This is a genomic window from Flavobacterium hungaricum (genome assembly GCF_015182285.1).
Taxonomy (GTDB): domain Bacteria; phylum Bacteroidota; class Bacteroidia; order Flavobacteriales; family Flavobacteriaceae; genus Flavobacterium; species Flavobacterium hungaricum.
In genome coordinates this window covers 538,416-558,526 of the sequence record NZ_PRDM01000004.1, presented here as the reverse complement: position 1 = coordinate 558,526, position 20,111 = coordinate 538,416, and the positions used below count along the sequence as shown (strand labels likewise).

Annotated in this window: 15 protein-coding genes and 3 tRNA genes; 9 read left to right on the top strand and 9 right to left on the bottom strand. The window is 34.9% G+C overall.

Annotated elements, in window-relative coordinates; all coding sequences use genetic code 11:
- Positions 1-82 precede the first annotated feature (82 nt).
- The 3 genes from C4F50_RS18665 to C4F50_RS18655 all read left to right on the top strand — a co-directional run bounded on the left by C4F50_RS18665 (position 83) and on the right by C4F50_RS18655 (position 3,961).
- Complete coding sequence (locus C4F50_RS18665) at positions 83-1,318, top strand: glycoside hydrolase family 27 protein (protein ID WP_194140162.1); 1,236 nt, start codon at positions 83-85, stop codon at positions 1,316-1,318.
- 11 nt (positions 1,319-1,329) lie between these two features.
- Positions 1,330-2,292, top strand: coding sequence for a glycoside hydrolase family 5 protein (locus C4F50_RS18660; RefSeq protein WP_194140161.1), 963 nt, complete (start codon positions 1,330-1,332; stop codon positions 2,290-2,292).
- Positions 2,293-2,890: 598 nt separating this feature from the next.
- Positions 2,891-3,961: an outer membrane beta-barrel protein gene (locus tag C4F50_RS18655; protein ID WP_194140160.1), complete on the top strand. Its 1,071-nt coding sequence runs from the start codon at positions 2,891-2,893 to the stop codon at positions 3,959-3,961.
- Between the two features lie 599 nt (positions 3,962-4,560).
- Here the strand turns inward: C4F50_RS18655 and C4F50_RS18650 are convergent.
- From C4F50_RS18650 to C4F50_RS18630, 5 genes are all read right to left on the bottom strand, one after another.
- Complete coding sequence (locus C4F50_RS18650; RefSeq protein ID WP_194140159.1) at positions 4,561-5,466, bottom strand: N-acetylmuramoyl-L-alanine amidase; 906 nt, start codon at positions 5,464-5,466, stop codon at positions 4,561-4,563.
- Positions 5,467-5,497: 31 nt separating this feature from the next.
- The gene (locus C4F50_RS18645) at positions 5,498-6,052 is read right to left on the bottom strand and encodes a hypothetical protein (protein ID WP_194140158.1); all 555 of its coding nucleotides are present in this window, start codon (positions 6,050-6,052) and stop codon (positions 5,498-5,500) included.
- Between the two features lie 41 nt (positions 6,053-6,093).
- Positions 6,094-7,407 (bottom strand): 30S ribosomal protein S12 methylthiotransferase RimO, encoded by a 1,314-nt coding sequence (gene rimO / locus C4F50_RS18640; RefSeq protein ID WP_194140157.1) that lies wholly within the window; start codon positions 7,405-7,407, stop codon positions 6,094-6,096.
- A gap of 198 nt (positions 7,408-7,605) precedes the next feature.
- On the bottom strand, positions 7,606-9,123 hold the full coding sequence (locus tag C4F50_RS18635) for an OmpP1/FadL family transporter (protein ID WP_194140156.1): 1,518 nt from the start codon (positions 9,121-9,123) through the stop codon (positions 7,606-7,608).
- A 44-nt stretch (positions 9,124-9,167) separates the two neighbouring features.
- Entirely contained in the window at positions 9,168-10,199 is a 1,032-nt protein-coding gene (locus C4F50_RS18630; RefSeq protein ID WP_194140155.1) for a hypothetical protein, read from the bottom strand.
- A gap of 102 nt (positions 10,200-10,301) precedes the next feature.
- Here C4F50_RS18630 and proS point away from each other — a divergent pair, with 102 nt between their 5' ends.
- From proS to rpsT, 5 genes are all read left to right on the top strand, one after another.
- Positions 10,302-11,780, top strand: coding sequence for a proline--tRNA ligase (proS, locus tag C4F50_RS18625; protein ID WP_194140154.1), 1,479 nt, complete (start codon positions 10,302-10,304; stop codon positions 11,778-11,780).
- 80 nt (positions 11,781-11,860) lie between these two features.
- Positions 11,861-11,932, top strand: a tRNA-Glu gene (locus C4F50_RS18620).
- A 27-nt stretch (positions 11,933-11,959) separates the two neighbouring features.
- Positions 11,960-12,031: transfer RNA gene (locus C4F50_RS18615), tRNA-Glu, on the top strand.
- Between the two features lie 45 nt (positions 12,032-12,076).
- Positions 12,077-12,148 (top strand) — tRNA-Glu (locus C4F50_RS18610).
- Positions 12,149-12,302: 154 nt separating this feature from the next.
- Positions 12,303-12,554, top strand: coding sequence for a 30S ribosomal protein S20 (rpsT, locus tag C4F50_RS18605; RefSeq protein WP_089052957.1), 252 nt, complete (start codon positions 12,303-12,305; stop codon positions 12,552-12,554).
- A 140-nt stretch (positions 12,555-12,694) separates the two neighbouring features.
- On the opposite strand, the gene C4F50_RS18600 is transcribed toward rpsT, so the two are convergent.
- Together C4F50_RS18600 and C4F50_RS18595 are read right to left on the bottom strand one after the other, a co-directional pair.
- Positions 12,695-13,111, bottom strand: a complete 417-nt coding sequence (locus C4F50_RS18600; RefSeq protein ID WP_194140153.1) for a response regulator — start codon at positions 13,109-13,111, stop codon at positions 12,695-12,697.
- Between the two features lie 5 nt (positions 13,112-13,116).
- Entirely contained in the window at positions 13,117-14,826 is a 1,710-nt protein-coding gene (locus C4F50_RS18595; RefSeq protein ID WP_194140152.1) for a PAS domain-containing sensor histidine kinase, read from the bottom strand.
- 167 nt (positions 14,827-14,993) lie between these two features.
- On the opposite strand from C4F50_RS18595, the gene typA reads away from it, so the two are divergent.
- Positions 14,994-16,790: a translational GTPase TypA gene (typA, locus tag C4F50_RS18590; protein WP_194140151.1), complete on the top strand. Its 1,797-nt coding sequence runs from the start codon at positions 14,994-14,996 to the stop codon at positions 16,788-16,790.
- A 121-nt stretch (positions 16,791-16,911) separates the two neighbouring features.
- On the opposite strand, the gene C4F50_RS18585 is transcribed toward typA, so the two are convergent.
- Both C4F50_RS18585 and C4F50_RS18580 read right to left on the bottom strand, forming a co-directional pair.
- Complete coding sequence (locus C4F50_RS18585) at positions 16,912-19,206, bottom strand: T9SS type B sorting domain-containing protein (protein WP_228012079.1); 2,295 nt, start codon at positions 19,204-19,206, stop codon at positions 16,912-16,914.
- A gap of 67 nt (positions 19,207-19,273) precedes the next feature.
- On the bottom strand, positions 19,274-20,110 hold the full coding sequence (locus C4F50_RS18580) for an ABC transporter permease (RefSeq protein ID WP_194140149.1): 837 nt from the start codon (positions 20,108-20,110) through the stop codon (positions 19,274-19,276).
- Between the last annotated feature and the right edge of the window lies 1 nt (position 20,111).

The window sequence follows — 20,111 nt, the reverse complement described above, 5'->3', positions numbered from 1 at the left end:
CGCAATGGAGTTTTTTTACATAAATAAGCGGTTATTTTTTGGGTAATCCAATAGATTAAAAAATATCACAAAATAAATAAAAATGAAAAAAGCAGTATTACTATTCGTTGCTCTGAGTATGTTCAGTTTAGGTTTCAGCCAAGGAAACACACACGTTCAGGAAGGTGGAAAATTTGAAGGTTTAGCCATGACGCCTCCAATGGGGTGGAATTCCTGGAATACCTTTGCTACTAATATTGACGAAAAATTGGTTAAAGAAACAGCCGATATAATGGTTTCATCAGGTTTAGCGGCTGCGGGATACAATTACATTGTTTTAGACGACGGCTGGATGACACACGAGCGTGATGTAAACGGAGATTTGGTTCCTGATCCTCAAAAATTTCCAAACGGCATGAAAGCACTTATTGATTATGTGCACAGTAAAGGGCTGAAATTCGGATTATACAATTGTGCAGGGACAAAAACTTGTGCAGGATATCCTGGAACAAGAGGATATGAATATCAGGACGCGCGTTTTTATGCAAAACTGGGAATCGATTTTTTAAAATACGATTGGTGTAATACAGAAGGAATCACTGCAAAAGAAGCGTACAAGACAATGAGTAATGCACTTAAAACAGCCGGAAGACCAATTGTTTTCAGTCTTTGCGAATGGGGTGACAATCAGCCTTGGGAATGGGGAAAACCAATTGGGAATCTTTGGAGGATTTCTGGGGATATTTATCCATGTTTTGACTGCGAATTTAAACATCCAGAAAACTGGTCGTCTTGGGGATTCATGAAAATTGCAGACATGAGAAAAGATATTCGTAAATATTCCGGCCCCGATCATTGGAATGATTTTGATATGATGGAAGTTGGAAACGAAATGAACGATACCGAGGACAAATCGCATTTTACAATTTGGTGTATGGTTGCGTCTCCTTTATTTACGGGAAATGATTATAGAAAAATGTCTAAAGAAACATTGGCAATCTTGACCAATAAAGAACTGCTGGCGGTAAATCAAGATAAATTAGGAATTCAGGGTTTTAAATATAAGGTTATTGATGGTGTTGAGGTTTGGGTAAAACCATTGTCAGACGGTGCTTGGGCAGTTTCTTTTCTAAATAGAACTGACAATCCTAAAAAAATCAATTTTGATTGGAAAAAGAATAACTTTAAGGATTCAGATTTTGGTTTCGAAACCGATTTTACCAAAACGACCTTTAAGATAAAAGACCTCTGGAAAAATAAAGAGGCTGGAACAACAAAAAAGATATTTATTTCAGAAATAGCATCGCATGATGTCATTACGTTTAAACTAACTCCTTAATATATATAGGTATGAAATTGAAACCTTCTTTTTTAGTTTTTTGTATGCTGTCAGTTTTTTTTAATCTAAATGCGCAATTTGTAAAAACACACGGTCAGCTTAGCGTTCAAGGAACCCAGCTTGTAGACAAAAACAATAATCCCGTTGTACTTCGCGGTTTGAGTTTTGGATGGCACAGCATGTGGCCCAGATTTTATAATGAAAAAGCTGTAAGCTGGCTCAAAAAAGATTTTAGCTGTAATGTAGTTCGCGCAGCAATGGGAATTGAGCTTGGAGAATTCTCATATCAAAAAGATCCACAGTTTTCTAAAGAGAAAATAGAAGCAGTGATAGAAGGAGCTATAAAATCTGATATCTATGTAATCATTGATTGGCACAGTCATAATGTTAATTTGAAAGAAGCAAAAGCTTTTTTTGCAGAAATGTCAAAAAAGTACAGCAAGTATCCTAATATTATCTATGAAGTATTTAATGAGCCCGATTATGAAACGTGGTGGGAAGTGAAAAGCTACGCAGAAGAAGTTATTAAAGAAATTCGAGCAAATGATCCTAATAACATTATATTAGTCGGCTGCCCGCATTGGGATCAGGATATTGATTTGCCCGCTTCAGATCCTATAGTCGATTATAACAATATAATGTATACAATGCATTTTTATGCCGCAACGCACGGAAAAGAACTTCGAGACCGAACAGATGCAGCAATCAAAAGTGGTTTGCCGGTATTTATTTCTGAATCTGCAGGAATGGAAGCATCTGGTGACGGCCCGTTAAATAGTAAAGCTTGGGAAGAATATATTGAATGGATGGAAGCCCGAAAATTGAGCTGGATTACATGGTCTGTATCAGATAAGGATGAAACCTGTTCTATTTTAAAAAAATCGGCAAAATCTGATGGAAAATGGAAAGATGAAGATTTGAAAGAATCGGGAATTAAAGTTCGTGAGTATTTACGAAAATACAATCGGCAATAAATGCAATCAAAAGTGATGATTAAAACCTGTTCAAAATTTGAGCAGGTTTTTTTTATGTTTCGATTTTTTTGTTCAAAATGAAAGTTAAGATTGGTTATAAAAAGGTATTTTGTATGGGTGTTTTTGTAGGAATTATAACAGGGATGAGTTTTGAGGGATTATCAATTGTCTAAACTGTTTTAGTATTTTAATTTTTTATTAAATTTTTACTACCCCTAAAATTTTAGGGGGTATGTTGTTTTTGAATGATGAAAATATAAGTATTATTGTATTTTTTGGTGGTTGTTATTTGTAAAACATGTTTTTAGGATAGTTTGAAAGGGTTTTTTGGTTGTTGAATTTTCAAAAAGAAATATCGAATAATATCAAATAACGATTATTGGAAGATTAATTTTTGTAATCCGTAATTCTTCGTCTAAAACGTCAAAAAAATACTTCTGCATTGTTCTACTGATGCAAAAGTTAATAAATTCGCTAATGAAAATGAAGATGTTTAAAGGCGCATAAAAAGGTTTTAGAAATGACTTATACTATTAAAATAGATATATAAAAGATTAACTAACCAGAATCAATTAATAACTAAAAACCAATTTTAACCATGAAAAAAGTATTTCACATTTTAGCCGCAATGTTAACAAGTTCGTTTGCTTTTGCCCAAGAGGAAGAAACCACGGCTCCGCCGGCAACCACTTGGGGAGGGTCTGCAGATGCGTACTATAAATATGATTTTTCTAAACAAATGAATGGATTGACGAGCTTTACCAACTCACAAGATTCATTCGAACTAGGGATGGCATCCATTGAGGCAGGTCATACTTTTGGGAAAGCCTCTGTTTTCGTAGACTTAGGATTCGGAAAAAGAGCAGGGGAATTTTCCTATAATGAAACAACAGATAAAGATATTAACGCAAAATTTTTAATTAAACAATTGTTCTTTACTTATAATTTAACTGAGAAATTTAAAGTGGTAGTGGGTAGTTTCGGAACCCATATCGGATATGAAGTCTTAGATGCTGTGGATAATAAAAACTACAGTATGTCTTATGCTTTCTCGTACGGACCATTCTTTAATACTGGAGTAAAAGCACAGTATACCTCAGGTAAATTTACGGCCATGTTTGGAATCACAAATCCTACTGATTTTAAATCTGCGATGGATGCAGGCTCTTCTCAAAAGACCTATATCGGACAAGTAGGTTATATTGGTGAAACCGGAAGCGCTTATTTGAATTTTACATCAGGAAGCAGTAACCCTGCATCTGATGAAAATAAGACACAAATCGATTTTGTAGCTTCTAAAACGATAAACGATGCTTTTGCTTTAGGATTTAATGCTACTTATGCCAAAACTAAAAATGATTTTGACAGTACTTTAGATGGTGATTGGTATTCAATCGTAGGATACGCTAATTATTCATTTAGCCCGTCATTGCTTTTGGCTTATAGAATAGAATATTTTGATGCTAAAGATGCTGCGCCAAGTTTAGGAACATTGACAGGATCTAATGTATTTGCAAATACAGTGTCTTTAAATTACAAAGTTGGAAAACTTACGATAATTCCGGAGTTACGATACGATGCTGCATCAAATGATATTTTCTTAGATAAAGATGCGTTGCCGACAGGAGGAAGTTTCTACGGTTTAATTGCTACAACATACTCTTTCTAGAGATAAAGATTGATATTTTTTTTTTTTTTTTGGAGCTGTCGAAACATATTAATGTTTTGGCAGCTTTTTTATTTTTTTAGGATTGGGATTTGGGAGGTGGGAGTTAAGTGTTAGGAGTTAGGGCTTAAGAGTTAGGGCTTAAGAGTTAGGGGTTAAGAGTTAGGGGTTAAGAGTTAGGGGTTAAGAGTTAGAAGTTAGAAGTTAAGGGTTAAGGGTTAAGGGTTAAGGGTTAAGGGTTAAGGGTTAAGGGTTAGGACTTAAATGCTAGGAGTTAGATGATAGGATTTTGAAGTTAACGAGGGAGAGTCTTAATCTTGTAAGCTGCAGCAATAAAAATTAAACCTAAATAGTTGTCCATCTAAAACGGAAAATATCAAATTCCTTGATGCCTTTAGATTTAATCATAGACATAGATTCTGCAGATTTTTTGATATGAATTATTATAATCTGCTTAGATCATTTAAACCTGCGCGAAACAATGATGAGTATAAAAAAAATCGTAAAAAGTATTCTGACTCAGCTTAAAATGAAAAGTTCGCAAAGCTATCGTTAAATTGCCTTGCGAACTCTATGTAAATCTTTGCGGTTAGATAAACCTATTATTGAACCTGTTTTTTAAAAATAGAATAAATAGTATCTATTGTTTTTCTATCCAAAGTTGAGGTTGCGTCTGTTTGTATGTAATGCAGTTTAAAAGCTTGAATTGCAGCTGTTAAATTTTTGGTATTATAACCTATAATTCGAAGTGCTGGTTCAATTTTAAAATCAAATGGGGCAGGTTCCAGGATTTCATCCGGCCATATCCCAAATCCTTTTTCTGCTAATGTCTTCCAAGGAAATAAAGCGCTTGGGTCTTGTTTTCTTCCTGGAGCAATATCGGCATGACCTAAAAAGTTCTGTGTCGGAATGTTGTAATCTTTCTTTAGTTTGGTTAAAAGGGCAACCAGACTTGCAATTTGAGCTTCTGTAAAAGGTTTAAAACCATTGTTATCCAATTCAATTCCGATAGAGCTGGAGTTTAAATCGGTTGCTTTTCCCCAAGTCGAATTTCCTGCGTGCCATGCTCTTAAGTAATCATTCAGCATCTGAACAACTTTTCCATTTTCAGAAATTACATAATGCGCACTTACCTGGGTTTTGGTCTTAGTAAAAGTATTAATAGTCTGTTGCAGCGAATCTTGTGCAGTATGATGAATAATAACAAAACTTGGTTTTCTCAGGTTGAAATTAACGGTTCCAACCCATTCTGTACTGATTCCATTTAATAAAGCGGTTGAACCCGTTTTAGATAAAGTATCTTTTATGATGCCAAGCTGCTGTGCGTACGAAGTGTCAATCACAAGAGGATTTACACCAGGTATCTGCTGCGGATCTTTGCTTGTAATTTGGTTTTCCAGAGTTTTAAGCTGCTGGTCATATGCTTTCTCTGTCGTTTTATACGGATTGGTAGAACAAGAGCAGATGAATACAGCTAGGATCAGATAACAAAAAATCTTTTTTGTCATAATTAAGTATTTAAGATACTATTAAAACGGTTTATTGGTCCGTTTTCGTATCTGTGTTTTCTTTAGTTTCTTTAGACTCCTTAGATTCTTTAGATTCTTTTTCTTTTTTCTTTTTAGATTTTGGTTTCTTAATTTCTTTGAAATTATCCATAAAGGCAGTGTATTTTACTACTTGGTCTGGAGTTAGAAACGCAGTGATTTTTTTATTAGTGCTTTCTCTCAGGGCTTTTATCTGTTCGATTTTTTGATCCTGGCTGCTGCTTTCGTTTTTTAACAAAACACCTTGCTCTCTCATGCTGTCCGCTAATACATTTGTAATCGCAATTGCTTGAAGTTCATCAAGATTAACTTCAGGTTTCATTTGTTCTACTAGTTGAGCTGCAGTTTCCTCAGCAGGGACTTCTTTAGGTTTGCTGGTGTTTCCTTGCGGGCCTCCCATCATACTTCTGTCCATTCCCATTCCGCCGCCTCTGCCGTAACCTCCTCCGCCATAGCCATTGTTGTAGCCGTTTCCGTATTGTGCAGATGCTGTAGTAAAACAGAAAAAGCCAAAAGCTATAATAAATAAAGTCTGGATTGGTTTCATAAAATTATTTTTAGCAATAGTAAAAAATGTTCAGTGTAAATTTAAGCAGGTTCTCCGTATAAATCAAATTCTGTTGCTTCAATTATTTTTATATTAACAAAATCTCCTGTTTTAACATAATGCTTAGAAGCATCAATTAAAACCTCGTTATCAACATCTGGACTGTCAAATTCGGTTCTTCCAACAAAATGCGCACCTTCTTTTCTGTCGATAATACATTTAAAAGTTTTGCCTACTTTTTCTTGGTTCAAATCCCATGAAATTTGAGATTGCAGTTCCATAATTTCATTTGCTCTTGCTTGTTTTACATCGTCTGGAACATCATCTTCAAGTAAGTAAGCATGTGTGTTTTCTTCATGAGAATAAGCAAAACATCCCATTCTGTCAAATTTCATTTCCTGAACGAAATCCTTCAAAATTTCAAAATCTTCTTGAGTTTCTCCAGGATAACCAACAATTAAAGTGGTTCTAATTGCCATTCCAGGAACTGAGGCTCTAAAGTCTTTTAATAATTGAGTGGTTTTTGCCTGTGTAGTACCACGGCGCATCGATTTTAAGATTGAGTCCGAAATATGCTGTAACGGAATATCAATATAGTTACAGATTTTTGGTTCGCGTTTCATAATTTCCAAAACATCCATTGGAAATCCAGTTGGAAAAGCGTAATGCAAACGAATCCATTCGATTCCTTCTACTTTTACCAAAGCTTCTAGAAGTTCGCCAAGATTTCTCTTTTTGTATAAATCAAGACCATAATAAGTTAAGTCTTGAGCAATCAAGATCAATTCTTTTACACCGTTTTTAGCAAGGCCTTCAGCTTCTTTTACTAATTTTTCAATTGGTTGCGAAACATGTGATCCTCTCATTAATGGAATGGCGCAGAAACTGCACGGACGGTCACATCCTTCTGCAATTTTTAAATAAGCATAATTTTTTGGAGTCGTAGTTAAACGTTCTCCTAGTAATTCATGCTTATAATCAGCTCCTAATGCTTTTAATAATTGAGGTAATTCGGTTGTTCCGAAATATTGGTCAACATTCGGAATTTCTTTTTCTAAATCTGGTCTGTAACGCTCAGATAAACATCCGGTAACGAAAACTTTATCTACTAAACCTCTGTCTTTTTTATCAGCGTATTCCAGAATCATATTCACAGATTCTGCTTTGGCGTTATCAATAAAACCACAAGTGTTAATTACAATAATATTTCCTTCTTTTTCAGCCGGAGCTTCATGTTCAACTTCTTTTCCACTAGCTCGAAGCTGTCCCATAAGGACTTCGCTGTCATAAACATTTTTTGAACACCCAAGAGTGATTACGTTGATTTTATTCTTTTTTAAAGACTTGGTTCTCATACTTTTATAAATTGGAGTGCAAAATTACACTTTTTTTATTCAAACAGCACTAGTTTTCATTGCTTTTAGGTGTTTTTTATGAAGCAAAGTTCTTGGTTTGTTTCTGTTTAGGGATTGAAAAAATACTATTGCGTCTGGATAAAAAAAATCCGCCAAGAAAAACCTGACGGAAATTTACATTCATCTATTATGTTTTAATTACAATTCAAATAATAAAGTTAGAGAAACATTATTAAGTCTCGAAGTAATGTTAGCTCCATCTGTGAATCCTTTGGTGAAAAATCCTTGATTTGATTTTCTTTCTAAATAAGAATAGGCTAAATCAAGCTTTGTGCCTCCAAAATTGTAACCCAAACCTCCAGAAAAACTGTTGGTGTCCCCAATTGTAGTTCCGTTTTTATAAGGACTTCCTTCAAATCGGTAACCGCCTCTTAGACTTAATCTGTTTATTTTGTATTCTGCACCCACTCTCAATTCACCATTATTGGTTAGCTGATTGCTTATATCTTGATTGGTATTTGTAAAATCTGGATCATTAGTTGGTTTGAATTTAGCATTGCTGTAATCTTTAATAGCATAGTCAATACTGATTAAACCGCTTTTTCCAAAAACATACGCAGCACTAAAAGTCACTTTTCCAGGAGTCTGTAAAGTATATCGTTCATAAACATTAATAATATTAGGGTTCACATTATTATAAAATGTTTCATCTGCATTGTTTTGTGTTGTGGTATATACACTTTGAGAAAGTTCATCGTATAATTCGTACCAAGTATTTGATTCATAAGCTAATCCAAGTCTGAATGCTTCTGTAACTTTAGCTATTGTTCCTAATTGAAAAGAGAACCCATTTCCGTATGTATATAAATCATTATTGAATGTTATATCGGAAATAGTTGCGTTTGGTGTAAGAGGTTCTCTGTTGAATTCGTAAAAACTGCTTGTTCTTCTGTAATCGGTTACGTGTACGTTTAAATTTGCTCCAAAGTAAATGCGATCATTATATGATGTTGCAATGTTAAAACTTATTTTACTGTTGTAGCCTCTTTCATTAACGCTGTTTTCTTGATAATAAGCTTGGCCTGGAGATAAGGCAGGTACATTTGATGTGTATATGGTGTTGCTGTTATCTGAAGGATTTACAGGATTAATTATATAGCCCTCGTAGCCAAAATAAGCTTGTTGCTCATTGTAATATTGATTTCTGTAATCAATATTTTTTATATCGCCTAATGGGATGCCATTTGCATAAGCAAGAAAATAATTGGCTACAGAATTGTTTGGATTGTCTCCTATAGAAAAAGTATTGCTGTTGAAATTGTTAGTGTTCTCATAATTCGCTCCAATCGTAATCTTGTTCCAGCCCTTATTTGAGTTTCCATTTTTAAAAACAAAAACACCTCCAGCTTGATTTAGAATAAAAGAATTTTCTTTGCTTGTGGTAGGATTGCCATTAAAATATTGGGAATCATTTGCTATGTTTTGATTGCTTAAGGTGATGCCAACCTGATTGTTGTTGAAAATGGCAGAACCAGCAGGATTGACTGTAGTGGCAGACAAATCGCCTCCAACTGCGCCAAACGCACCGCTCATAGCTCTAAATCGCGCAGTTCCGGTTATGTTGTCTTGTGCAAAGCGAACTGCATCTGGAACCTGTTGAGAATGTGAGACGCTGACAGTTAGTCCTGTTGCAAGTAGGAAAAGTATTTTTTTCATTTGGATAATTTTTTAGGTGAATTTTTGATTGATGAAGGCGAAGATTATCTTCTTCCGCCTCCGCCAGATCTCATTCCGCCTCCGCCGCCGCCTCCGCCTGACGATCTCATGCTGCCACCGCTGCTGTTCATTGATCGAGATGGGCTAGGAGAGTAGCTTCTTGACGAATTATTGTTGCTGCTATTATTGTTATAATTATAGCTTCTGTTTGTTGTAGTTGCGCTATTGTTATTGTTATAAGATCTTCTGTTGCTATAACTATTGTTGTTAGAATTAGCGTTGTTGTAGCTTCTATTTGTAAAAGTAGGGCTTGTTCTGTTTATGTTAGAGCTTCTTCTGTAATCAGTATAGCTGTTAGATCTATTGGTCGAATAGTTTCTATTTGTTGTAAAACTACTTCTGTTCGTGGTGTAGTTTCTGTTTGATGTATATCCTCTATTGGTTGTGTAGTTTCTATTACTTGCATATCCTCTAGAAGTGTAATTGCGGTTGTAGCTGTTGTAATTTCTGTTTCCATAATAAGCAGATCCGCCTCTTCTTCCGTAAGCATAGTTATAGTTGTTGTAAGCGTAGCCGCCTCCCCAATATCCTGGATATCCCCAAGTAGGTCCCCAGTAGCCTGGATATCCCCAGCCGCCCCAGTAGCCTGGGTATCCCCAGCCCCAGTAACCGCCATAGCCCCATCCGTAGTAAGCAGATCCGAATCCAAATCCCATTGACCACATTGGGTCAGAATAAACATTTACGGATACTTCAGAATTACTGCTTCCCCAAGCAGGGTAGCCAACAGAAGCAGTTTGTGTACTGTCTCCTTCTTGGTAATTAGAGTAATTGTCTACATCTGTAAAAATTTCAGTCGGTTGATCATCGTCTTGTAAAGATCTAAAATAATCTTTGTATTGATTGTTGTTTGCAGTAGTATTCTGCGCATAAGTGTTTCGGGAGTTACCATAAACGCCATCATTGTCACTGTAGGAGCTGTTTTGGTAAGAACCACACGACGCTAGTAGAAAACTCAATAATCCTAGTAAGTAAAAATGAGTTGAGTTTTGGCGAAGAGAAATGGAAGTTTTCATATCTGTGGTGTTTTTTATTGTTGCACATTACAAAAATAGTTAGTTTTGTCAAACTATTTAGTTAAAAATATTTAAAACAAAATTTGTGCCAAACTATATAATATGAGTAAGAACCTTACTACGAGATCAGAAGATTATTCTAAATGGTATAATGAACTGGTTGTCAAAGCAGATTTAGCCGAAAATTCAGGTGTTAGAGGATGTATGGTGATTAAACCTTACGGATATGCAATTTGGGAAAAAATGCAGGCTGAGTTGGATAGAATGTTTAAAGAAACCGGACATCAAAACGCCTATTTTCCTTTATTCGTACCTAAGAGTATGTTTGAAGCAGAGGAGAAAAATGCAGAAGGATTTGCGAAAGAATGTGCCGTTGTAACGCATTATAGATTAAAAAATGATCCGGATAGACCTGGTAAATTGATGGTAGATCCCAATGCAAAATTAGAGGAGGAACTTATTGTGCGTCCGACTAGTGAGGCAATTATCTGGTCTACATACAAAGGATGGGTGCAGTCGTATAGAGATTTGCCTCTTCTTATTAATCAATGGGCAAACGTAGTGAGATGGGAAATGCGTACGCGTCTTTTTTTAAGAACTGCAGAATTTTTATGGCAGGAAGGGCATACGGCTCATGCTACAAAAGCGGAAGCATTGGAAGAGTCTGAAAAAATGATGAATGTTTATGCGGATTTTGCACAGAACTTTATGGCAATACCAGTTGTGAGAGGTTTTAAAACCGAATCAGAGCGTTTTGCCGGTGCTGATGAAACGTATTGTATTGAGGCTTTGATGCAAGACGGAAAAGCGCTTCAGGCTGGGACATCTCACTTTTTAGGTCAAAACTTTGCAAAAGCTTTCGATGTGAAATTTGCTAACGCCGAAGGAAAACAAGAACATGTTTGGGGGACCTCATGGGGAGTTTCTACCCGTTTGATGGGTGCATTGATTATGACGCATTCTGATGATCAGGGATTAGTGCTGCCTCCAAATTTGGCTCCAATACAAGTGGTTATTGTTCCTATTCATAAAACAGACGAACAATTGGCTCAGATTACAACTGCAGTTAATGAATTGACTGCCAAATTGAGAAAACTTAAGATTTCGGTTAAATTTGATGATAGAACAACTCAAAAGCCAGGATTTAAATTTGCTGAATGGGAATTGAAAGGAGTTCCTGTTAGAATCGCTGTTGGTCCAAAAGATCTTGAAAATGGAACTTTTGAAGTAGCCAGACGTGATACATTGACAAAAGAAGTAGTTGCTGCAGATGGAATTGTAAACTATATTAATGATCTTCTAGAACAGATTCAAAAAGATTTATTTGACAAAGCTTTGAATTATCGTGATACCCACATTACTAAAGTGGATAATTTTGAGGAGTTTAAAGAAGTTTTAGAAGGAAAAGGAGGGTTTTTGTCTGCGCATTGGGACGGAACAGCTGCGACTGAAGAGAAGATAAAAGATCTAACAAAAGCTACTATTCGTTGTATTCCTTTAGATGCTGTTGAAGAGGCGGGAGTCTGTGTGTTTACAGGGAATCCTTCTACTAAGAGAGTGCTTTTTGCTAAGGCTTATTAAAAAAAATATATTTTTTTTGCATCAGCTATTGTGCAGATAAAAAATAGATGTATCTTTGCATCCGCATTAGAGAAACACACGGTCCGTTCGTCTATCGGTTAGGACGCCAGGTTTTCATCCTGGTAAGGGGGGTTCGATTCCCCCACGGACTACTTTTTTTCTTTGCAGCTTGATATATTGGTCCGTTCGTCTATCGGTTAGGACGCCAGGTTTTCATCCTGGTAAGGGGGGTTCGATTCCCCCACGGACTACTATTTTAATCTTATTTAGATTGAAGAGAACTTAGAAGTTGAAACGGTCTGTTCGTCTAGGGGTTAGGACTCCAGGCTTTCGTCCTGGTAACAGGGGTTCGATTCCCTTACAGACTACAAAATTAGTTGTAAATAAGTTTTGTAAAACAAAGATTGGTGTCTCGGTTTTTGTTTTATTAGTTAAAACCAAAGTGATTGTTTTATAATTGTGGGAGGTTTTTCTTTTTTAACTAGTATTTATAATAATTATTACATCTAAAATTAAAACAAAATGGCAAATCATAAGTCAGCATTAAAAAGAATCAGAAGTAACGAAAAAAGAAGAGTTCTTAACAGATATCAGCATAAAACTACTCGTAATGCTATTAAAGCATTAAGATTAGCTACTGATAAATCTGATGCTACTGCAAAATTATCAACTGTAATTTCTATGATTGATAAATTAGCTAAAAAGAACATCATTCATGATAATAAAGCTTCTAACTTGAAGTCTAAATTAACTAAACATGTTGCTAAATTGTAATTAAATTACATTCTTATAGTATATAAAAGTCCTCTTATAGAGGACTTTTTTTTTGCTAGTGCTTATTTCAAAATCTAAATGTGAAATTCCAAATTCCAATAACACAGTGTGAGAATTGGAGTTTGGAATTTTATTTATTTTTAAATTAATCCCATCTTCTTTTTTAAGTATTCAAGCATGGGCAGTGTGATAGGTTTTGAGAGAAAATCTATTATAATGGGGTATTTTTTTGCTTTTCTAAGATCTTCTGGATCTATTGTTGAAGATAAAACGATAACACTTGCAGTATTAAATTCTGCATAATCTGGAGAAGTAAAGTGGTCTAAAAACTCCCAGCCTCCCATTATCGGCATGTTTAAATCTAAGAAGATTAATTCGGGTTTTTTGTTTGCTTTGTTTTTGCTGTTGTTGTATTTTAAGGTATTGAAATGGTGCAGTGCCTCTTCGCCGTTTTGAGCTGTTATAATTTCGTTTGAGAATGATGATTTCGAAATTACTTTTTTGCATAGCATTAATGTGATTGGGTCGTCATCAATACATAAAATCTGCTCAAGCATAATAGTTAATTTTTAAATGTTATTGTAAATGTAGTGCCTTTGTTGACTTCACTGTCAATACTGATTGTGCCTCCCATTGTTTCTACCTGCGATTTTACAAGATATAAACCCAAACCTTTGCTGTCAGGATAATTGTGAAATCTTTGATAGAGTCCAAAAACTTTGTCTCGATTGCGTTCCAGATCAATCCCGATTCCATTATCTTTAAAAGTTAATATCGTTTTATTTTCGATCTGCTCAGCGATAATAGAAATTTTAAGTTTCCTATTCTCAGATTTGTATTTGATTGAGTTAGTAAGCAAGTTAAGTAAAATACTTTCAAGATATGCTTTGTTGGTAACTAATACTGGAACTTTTTCAAATTTTAATTTAATGATGGGTTTGTGCATTTCAATTTGAAAAGAAAGCTGGCTGAATACATTTTCGAATACTTCTTTTAAAGAGGTTTCTTCTTTTTGCATCGAAGGGTTGTCTTTAATAATAATAACTTTAACCAAATCATTGATTGTTTCGTTTAATAAATGAGTTGATTTGGTAAAGCCGGAAAGAATTTCTTCTAATTCTTGATTTTCAACGGGGATATCTTCAATTAAATTTAAAAGACCAATTAAATTTGATAAAGGTGCCCGTAGATTGTGCGAGGTAATATAAGAGAATTGTTTTAAATCTTTATTGTTCTGAGTTAACTCTCTAATTAAATGTTCTTTTTCTGTTTCTAGTTTTTTCTCGTCGGTAATATCTCGTTGAATAGAAATCCAGTGAGAGATGATGCCTTCATTGTTAAAAATCGGGATCATAGAAAAACGAACCCAATATTCTTCTTTTGTTTTGGTATAAGTAATGGTTTCAATTAAGCATTCTTCTTCATTTTTTATGGCACGCAGCAGTTTTTTTAATTCCTCAGAATCTGATTTCGGGCCCTTAAATATATTCGGAGATTTGCCTATGATTTCATTCGATAAATAGCCGGACATTTGTGAAAATGCAGGGTTGACATATACAATTTTGGGGATTCTGCCGTCAGGAGAATTGGCTTCGGTAATTAAAATAGAATCTTTAGATTGTGTAATTACGGTTTCCAAAAGTTTTAGACGCTGTTCTTCTTCTTTTTGCTTGGTAATGTCTTGTATGGCACCAATCATTCTGATGGCTTTTCCATTTTCATCCTTCAATAAAAAACCCCTGTCCAGAACATATTTGTATGTTCCGTCGGCGCATCTAAAACGGTATTGATCCTGCCATTTTTCTGTTTTTTGTTCAATAAAAGAATAGAGTTTTATGGACATTCTGATGCTGTCCTCAGGATGTATTTTGTCAAACCACCATTTTGAAGTTTTTCCAACTTCGGAGGGATTGTATCCAAAAACACTTTCGATTCCTTTGTTCCAATTAATGCTGTCTTCTTGAATTTTCCAGTCCCAAATCGTGTCACTTGTCGCTTTTGCCACAATGTCATATTTTTCATTGGATTCTTTTATGACCTCATTTGTAATATTTAGTTTTTCAAAAAAAGTACTGTTTTTCTTTTCTTTTTTGGATAAGATGTAGCTGAAAAGTATTCCTGTGGATAAGATAAAAAAGATGTCTTTTGCGAGAAATATAGAACTGTTTTCTGGGGTAAAGTCTAATGAAATAAGCAGTTTATGAAAGGTTATCGCTAAAATAAACGATACCGCAATGTAGGTAAGAATAATTTGTAGACTTTTACTTTTCATTAATCAAATATAGTTAATTTAACTATAAGTAATTGATATGTGAAGCCCAATTTGCAGACTGTTTTCTGAATTTTATATTAACTAATTGATTGTATATACGCAAACTATGTCAGAAACGTTTTTTTTTAGAAAATAAAGTGTACCTTTGCAGCCATTAAAAATCACAGATGGAATCTATTAGAAACATTGCAATTATTGCCCACGTCGATCACGGTAAAACCACTTTGGTTGATAAAATTATGTATCACTGTCAATTATTTCGTGACAACGAAAATACAGGTGATTTAATCCTAGATAATAACGATTTGGAGCGCGAGAGAGGTATTACTATTACTTCTAAAAACGTTTCTGTTCAATATAAAGGAACAAAAATCAATATTATTGACACTCCTGGCCACGCGGATTTTGGAGGTGAAGTTGAACGTGTATTAAACATGGCCGATGGTGTATGTTTGTTAGTCGATGCTTTTGAAGGTCCAATGCCGCAAACTCGTTTCGTACTACAAAAAGCTATTGATTTAGGTTTAAAACCTTGTGTAGTTATCAACAAAGTTGATAAAGAAAACTGTACACCTGAGGAAGTTCACGAAAAAGTTTTTGACTTAATGTTTGAATTAGGTGCTACTGAAGAACAATTGGATTTCCCAACTGTTTACGGTTCTGCTAAAAACAACTGGATGTCTGACGATTGGAAAAACCAAACAGAAAACATTGAACCATTATTAGACATGGTTATTGAGCATGTACCTGCTCCTAAAGTATCTGAAGGAACTCCTCAAATGTTGATCACATCTCTTGATTTCTCTGCATTTACAGGTCGTATCGCTATTGGTCGTCTTGAAAGAGGTATTCTAAAAGAAGGTATGCCAATATCTTTGGTTAAAAGAGATGGTACTATAACAAAATCTAGAATTAAAGAATTACACACTTTTGAAGGTCTTGGACGTAAGAAAGTTACAGAAGTAATTGCTGGAGATATTTGTGCTATTGTTGGAGTTGAAGGTTTTGAAATTGGTGATACTATCGCTGATCACGAAAATCCAGAAGGTTTAACATCTATTGCTATTGATGAGCCAACAATGAGTATGTTGTTTACTATTAATGACTCTCCATTCTTTGGTAAAGAAGGTAAATTTGTAACATCTCGCCACATTAGAGAAAGATTGACAAAAGAATTAGAGAAAAACTTAGCTATGAAGTTAGGTGAAACTGATTCTGCTGATAAATTCATGGTTTTTGGCCGTGGTGTACTTCACTTATCTGTTCTTATTGAAACAATGAGAAGAGAAGGGTACGAATTACAAATTGGTCAGCCGCAAGTTATCATCAAAGAAATTGATGGTAAAAAATGTGAGCCAATTGAAGAATTAACAATCGACTTACCAGAAAACCTTTCAGGTAGAGCAGTTGAATTCGTTACAGTTCGTAAAGGAGAAATGCTTTCTATGGAAACTAAAGGAGAGCGTATGATTATTAAATTTAATATTCCATCTCGTGGAATTATTGGTTTAAGAAATCAATTACTTACTGCTACAGCTGGTGAGGCTATTATGTCACACCGTTTTATTGGATATGAGCCTTACAAAGGAGAAATTTCTGGACGTAATAAAGGTTCGTTAATTTCTATGGAAAAAGGAAAAGCTATTCCTTATTCTATTGATAAATTACAAGATCGTGGTAAGTTTTTTGTTGAACCAAATACCGAAATTTACGAAGGTCAGGTAATTGGAGAAAACTCTCGTGCTGATGATATGTGTGTGAACGTAACTAAAGAGAAAAAACAATCTAACGTTCGTTCTTCTGGAAATGATGAAAAAGCGAGAATTATTCCTCCAATCATTTTCTCTCTTGAAGAAGCTTTAGAGTACATTCAAAAAGATGAATATGTAGAGGTTACACCAAAATCTATTCGTTTGAGAAAAATCTATTTGACAGAAACAGATAGAAAAAGATTTAAAATCTAATTTATTTTAAATATCAAATACTAAAAATCCCAAATTCCTTATGGAGTTTGGGATTTTTTTATGGGACTTGGTTGAGTTTTAGAGTTCGAGCTGGAATTTGATTATTGGTGTTTTTAAAAGTCTATCTTGCCAAACTAAAATGTCCTTTTACATTTTTTCCGTCTGCAAAAAGAAGTGTAAACCAATAATCATCAGAAGGCATTTGCTGATTGTTAAAAATACCATTCCAGCCTGAATTATTTTGATTCATCTGTTTTAATAATTTTCCGTAACGGTCAAATATAGAAATAGTATAGTCAGGCATTTGATCGATGTTTTTAATAATCCATAAATCGTTTTGACCGTCTCCGTTTGGCGTAAAAAAGCGTGGATAATCTAAAACATAAATTTTAAAAATGTTGGATATTCCACAGCCGTTTTTGTCTTGGGCAGAAGCATAATAAATGCCCGGAACAACATTTTGAAAGGACGGAGAATTTTGAAAGTCTGAACCATTAATTGAAAATTCGTAATCACCAACTCCTGTATATTGTATTAAAATAGAATTATCCGTTGCAGAAAAATCTTTAACGACTGCTCCGGTAATTGTTGCTGGTTCTGATAAAAGTACAGTGAATTTCTTTGTTTTTGTACAACCATTGCTATCTGTAACGGTAACAGAATAGTCGCCGGGAGCAGTTACGGTAAGGGTGTTTGAATTACCGCCCGCCGACCAAGAATAACCGCTGAAACCGGCAGCCACAGATAAAACTATTTCCTCTCCTTTACAAAGAAATTCTGATTCGTCCTCAAATTTTGGCGGATCAAAAGTATTTACCCGCAATTCAATTGGCGTAATGTCGTAGCAATCAGCTCCGTTTTGAACACGGGCATAAATAGTCTGACTGCTGGCGGCAGTATTTTTAAAAATATTTGGAAGCTGGTTTACCATCAGCAGCGCATCATTTCCTGTGAGATAATAATTGACCACAAGGCCAGAAGGTAAACCCGTCAAAATTTGTGGTGTTACTTCACTGTTTAAATCAAATTCATAAAGGCCATCCTGAACAGCATCACCGTCACATTTAGCAATTGGAGCCTGCGGTGGAATTGTTGTCGTAGTTATTCCTAAAGTAACTTGAGCGGTATTGTAACAGCCCGAGGCATTTTCAATTCGAGCAAAAACAATTTGATTAGGAGATTTATTGACATAATTCTCCGGATTTAAAATTGCATTTGCTGCAGCGTCAGCGTTGGCCAAAGTTTCATAAAAACCTTCTATCGTATTTTGCGGATCATTGTTTACAATTGTGTTGACCTTCGTTAAATTAAAAATAGAAATTCCGCCGTTATTATCATCACATTGCAGGAGAGAAGTATTGGCAGTAACAATTTCTGGAGTAAAATCTACGGTAATTTCGCCGCTTGCCAAACAATTTAATGAAGATCTAAAGGCTTCAACTCGATAGCTTCCGGTTGATGAAACAGAATAAGTAGCTCCAGACGCACCAGGAATCTGCATATAATTGCCTGTATTGTCTTTTTTAAACCATGTAAAAGTAAATACAGCCGGATCCAAATTAGTATCTAAAACATAATTTTGACCAAAACATATCGCGTTGTTATTGGCAATTGTTTTGTCTTCTCCAAAATTTATTTTAGAAATAAAACTGCCTGCTTCCAGAAAAACGGCAGAATTGTATTGTCGGGATTCATCGTCGGCTACAACTAATTTCAGATGGTATTTTCTATTTGGAATAACTTCCGTTTGAGCTGTCATTACAGTAGTTTGGCCAGCATAATCAATGGGACTTGACGGCAGGTTGTAACCGTTAAAATAAGTTTCGTTTGCAGCATTACATCCATTGTGCGAATTTCCGTCAGTAACAGATGGATTAATTCTTGGATGTACTGTTGTCGCCGATACCGGTGTTGTTGTGTTGGGTATAACGGCCAGATTTTTATAATCTTCCGTACTTCCAGCTTCTTTTATTAAAAAAGCAAAACTGTCGCTGAAATTGCAGGGAAAGTAGAGTTGATACTCATTTGAAGCAAAAATATAATTAAAACTAATCATATTGCTCGAAGGAATAAAATCAAACTCCAATACTGTTGCTTGTGTGCTGTTGTTTATGCCAATGGCCCTATTTAAATCCGGATCTCCATCCCAGTTTGCTACTCTAACGCCAATTGAGGTGCTTTGATCGTAAGGACCTTGGGCATTGATGCTTGGTGAAGTGGTTAAGACAATACCGCTGGGAAACGGAAAATTAGTGCCAGAGGCATTAAAAGAAGCATAGCTCGTCTGTCCCGGTCTCGGATCTCCAGACGCGCTAACACTTTGAACATCAATACACGAACTGTTTATTAAGATGTTTTGAACTAAATCTACAGGAGTTTTTGAAGGATCAACACTGATATTTTGGGCGTTCATCATTGTACTGATTGAACACAAAGTAAAGGTGAGGAGAAAAACTCTAAAATAGCTCATAGTAGCAAATATACTACAAATCTCTATTTTTTAAAAGTTTGTAAGAAAAACATACAAACAAACAAGTCCATGCTAGTACAATTACAGCAGCAGAATAACTTACACTATAGTCAATGTCAGTTGCAATTCCCATTTGATTACCAATACTTTTTACTACAGAAAGTCGCGGTGCAGGGTTTACAATTAAGTTGGACATGGATTCAAGAGGTAGAAATTGTGTTATTTTTTCGTCGGTATCACTTTGTGGGAAAATTTGAAAAGCCAGTGTTCCTCTTATAATTCCTTCAAGAATACTCCAAACCAATAAAAAGCCTAAAGCAAAAGCCGATCGTTTTACTAAAATTCCTAAGAACAAACAGAAAGAAAAGAAACCAGTCAATTTGATGAAAAAAGCCAATAAATAATCCAAATCCATTAAAATAACATCAAGTTCTGTATAAGAGGAAAATACTAATCCTAAAATTAAACTCATAACAAATACAAAAACAGTAGAGCAAAAAGCAAATAATACTACTGTTAAAAACTTTGATAAAATAAATTCTTTTTTACTTAGACCATCAATTAAGTTTTGTTTTAAAGTGCCATAGCTGTATTCGTTTGCCATCATCGAAACAATAACAATTGCCAGAAAAAATTTAAGCCAGGCTGCAACATAGGTGTTAAAATGCCAAATAAAAGGGAAATTAAAAATTCCCATTTCGGCCAAATGAAATTTGAACGGACCAATATCAAATTTTATGGAAGCAATTAGAGCAATGAATGAAAGTAAAATAAAATAAGTCAGCGTTAGTATTTTGCTGGCTTTATTCATCCAGATTTTTTGTAATTCTATAGAAAGAAGTCTTTTCATG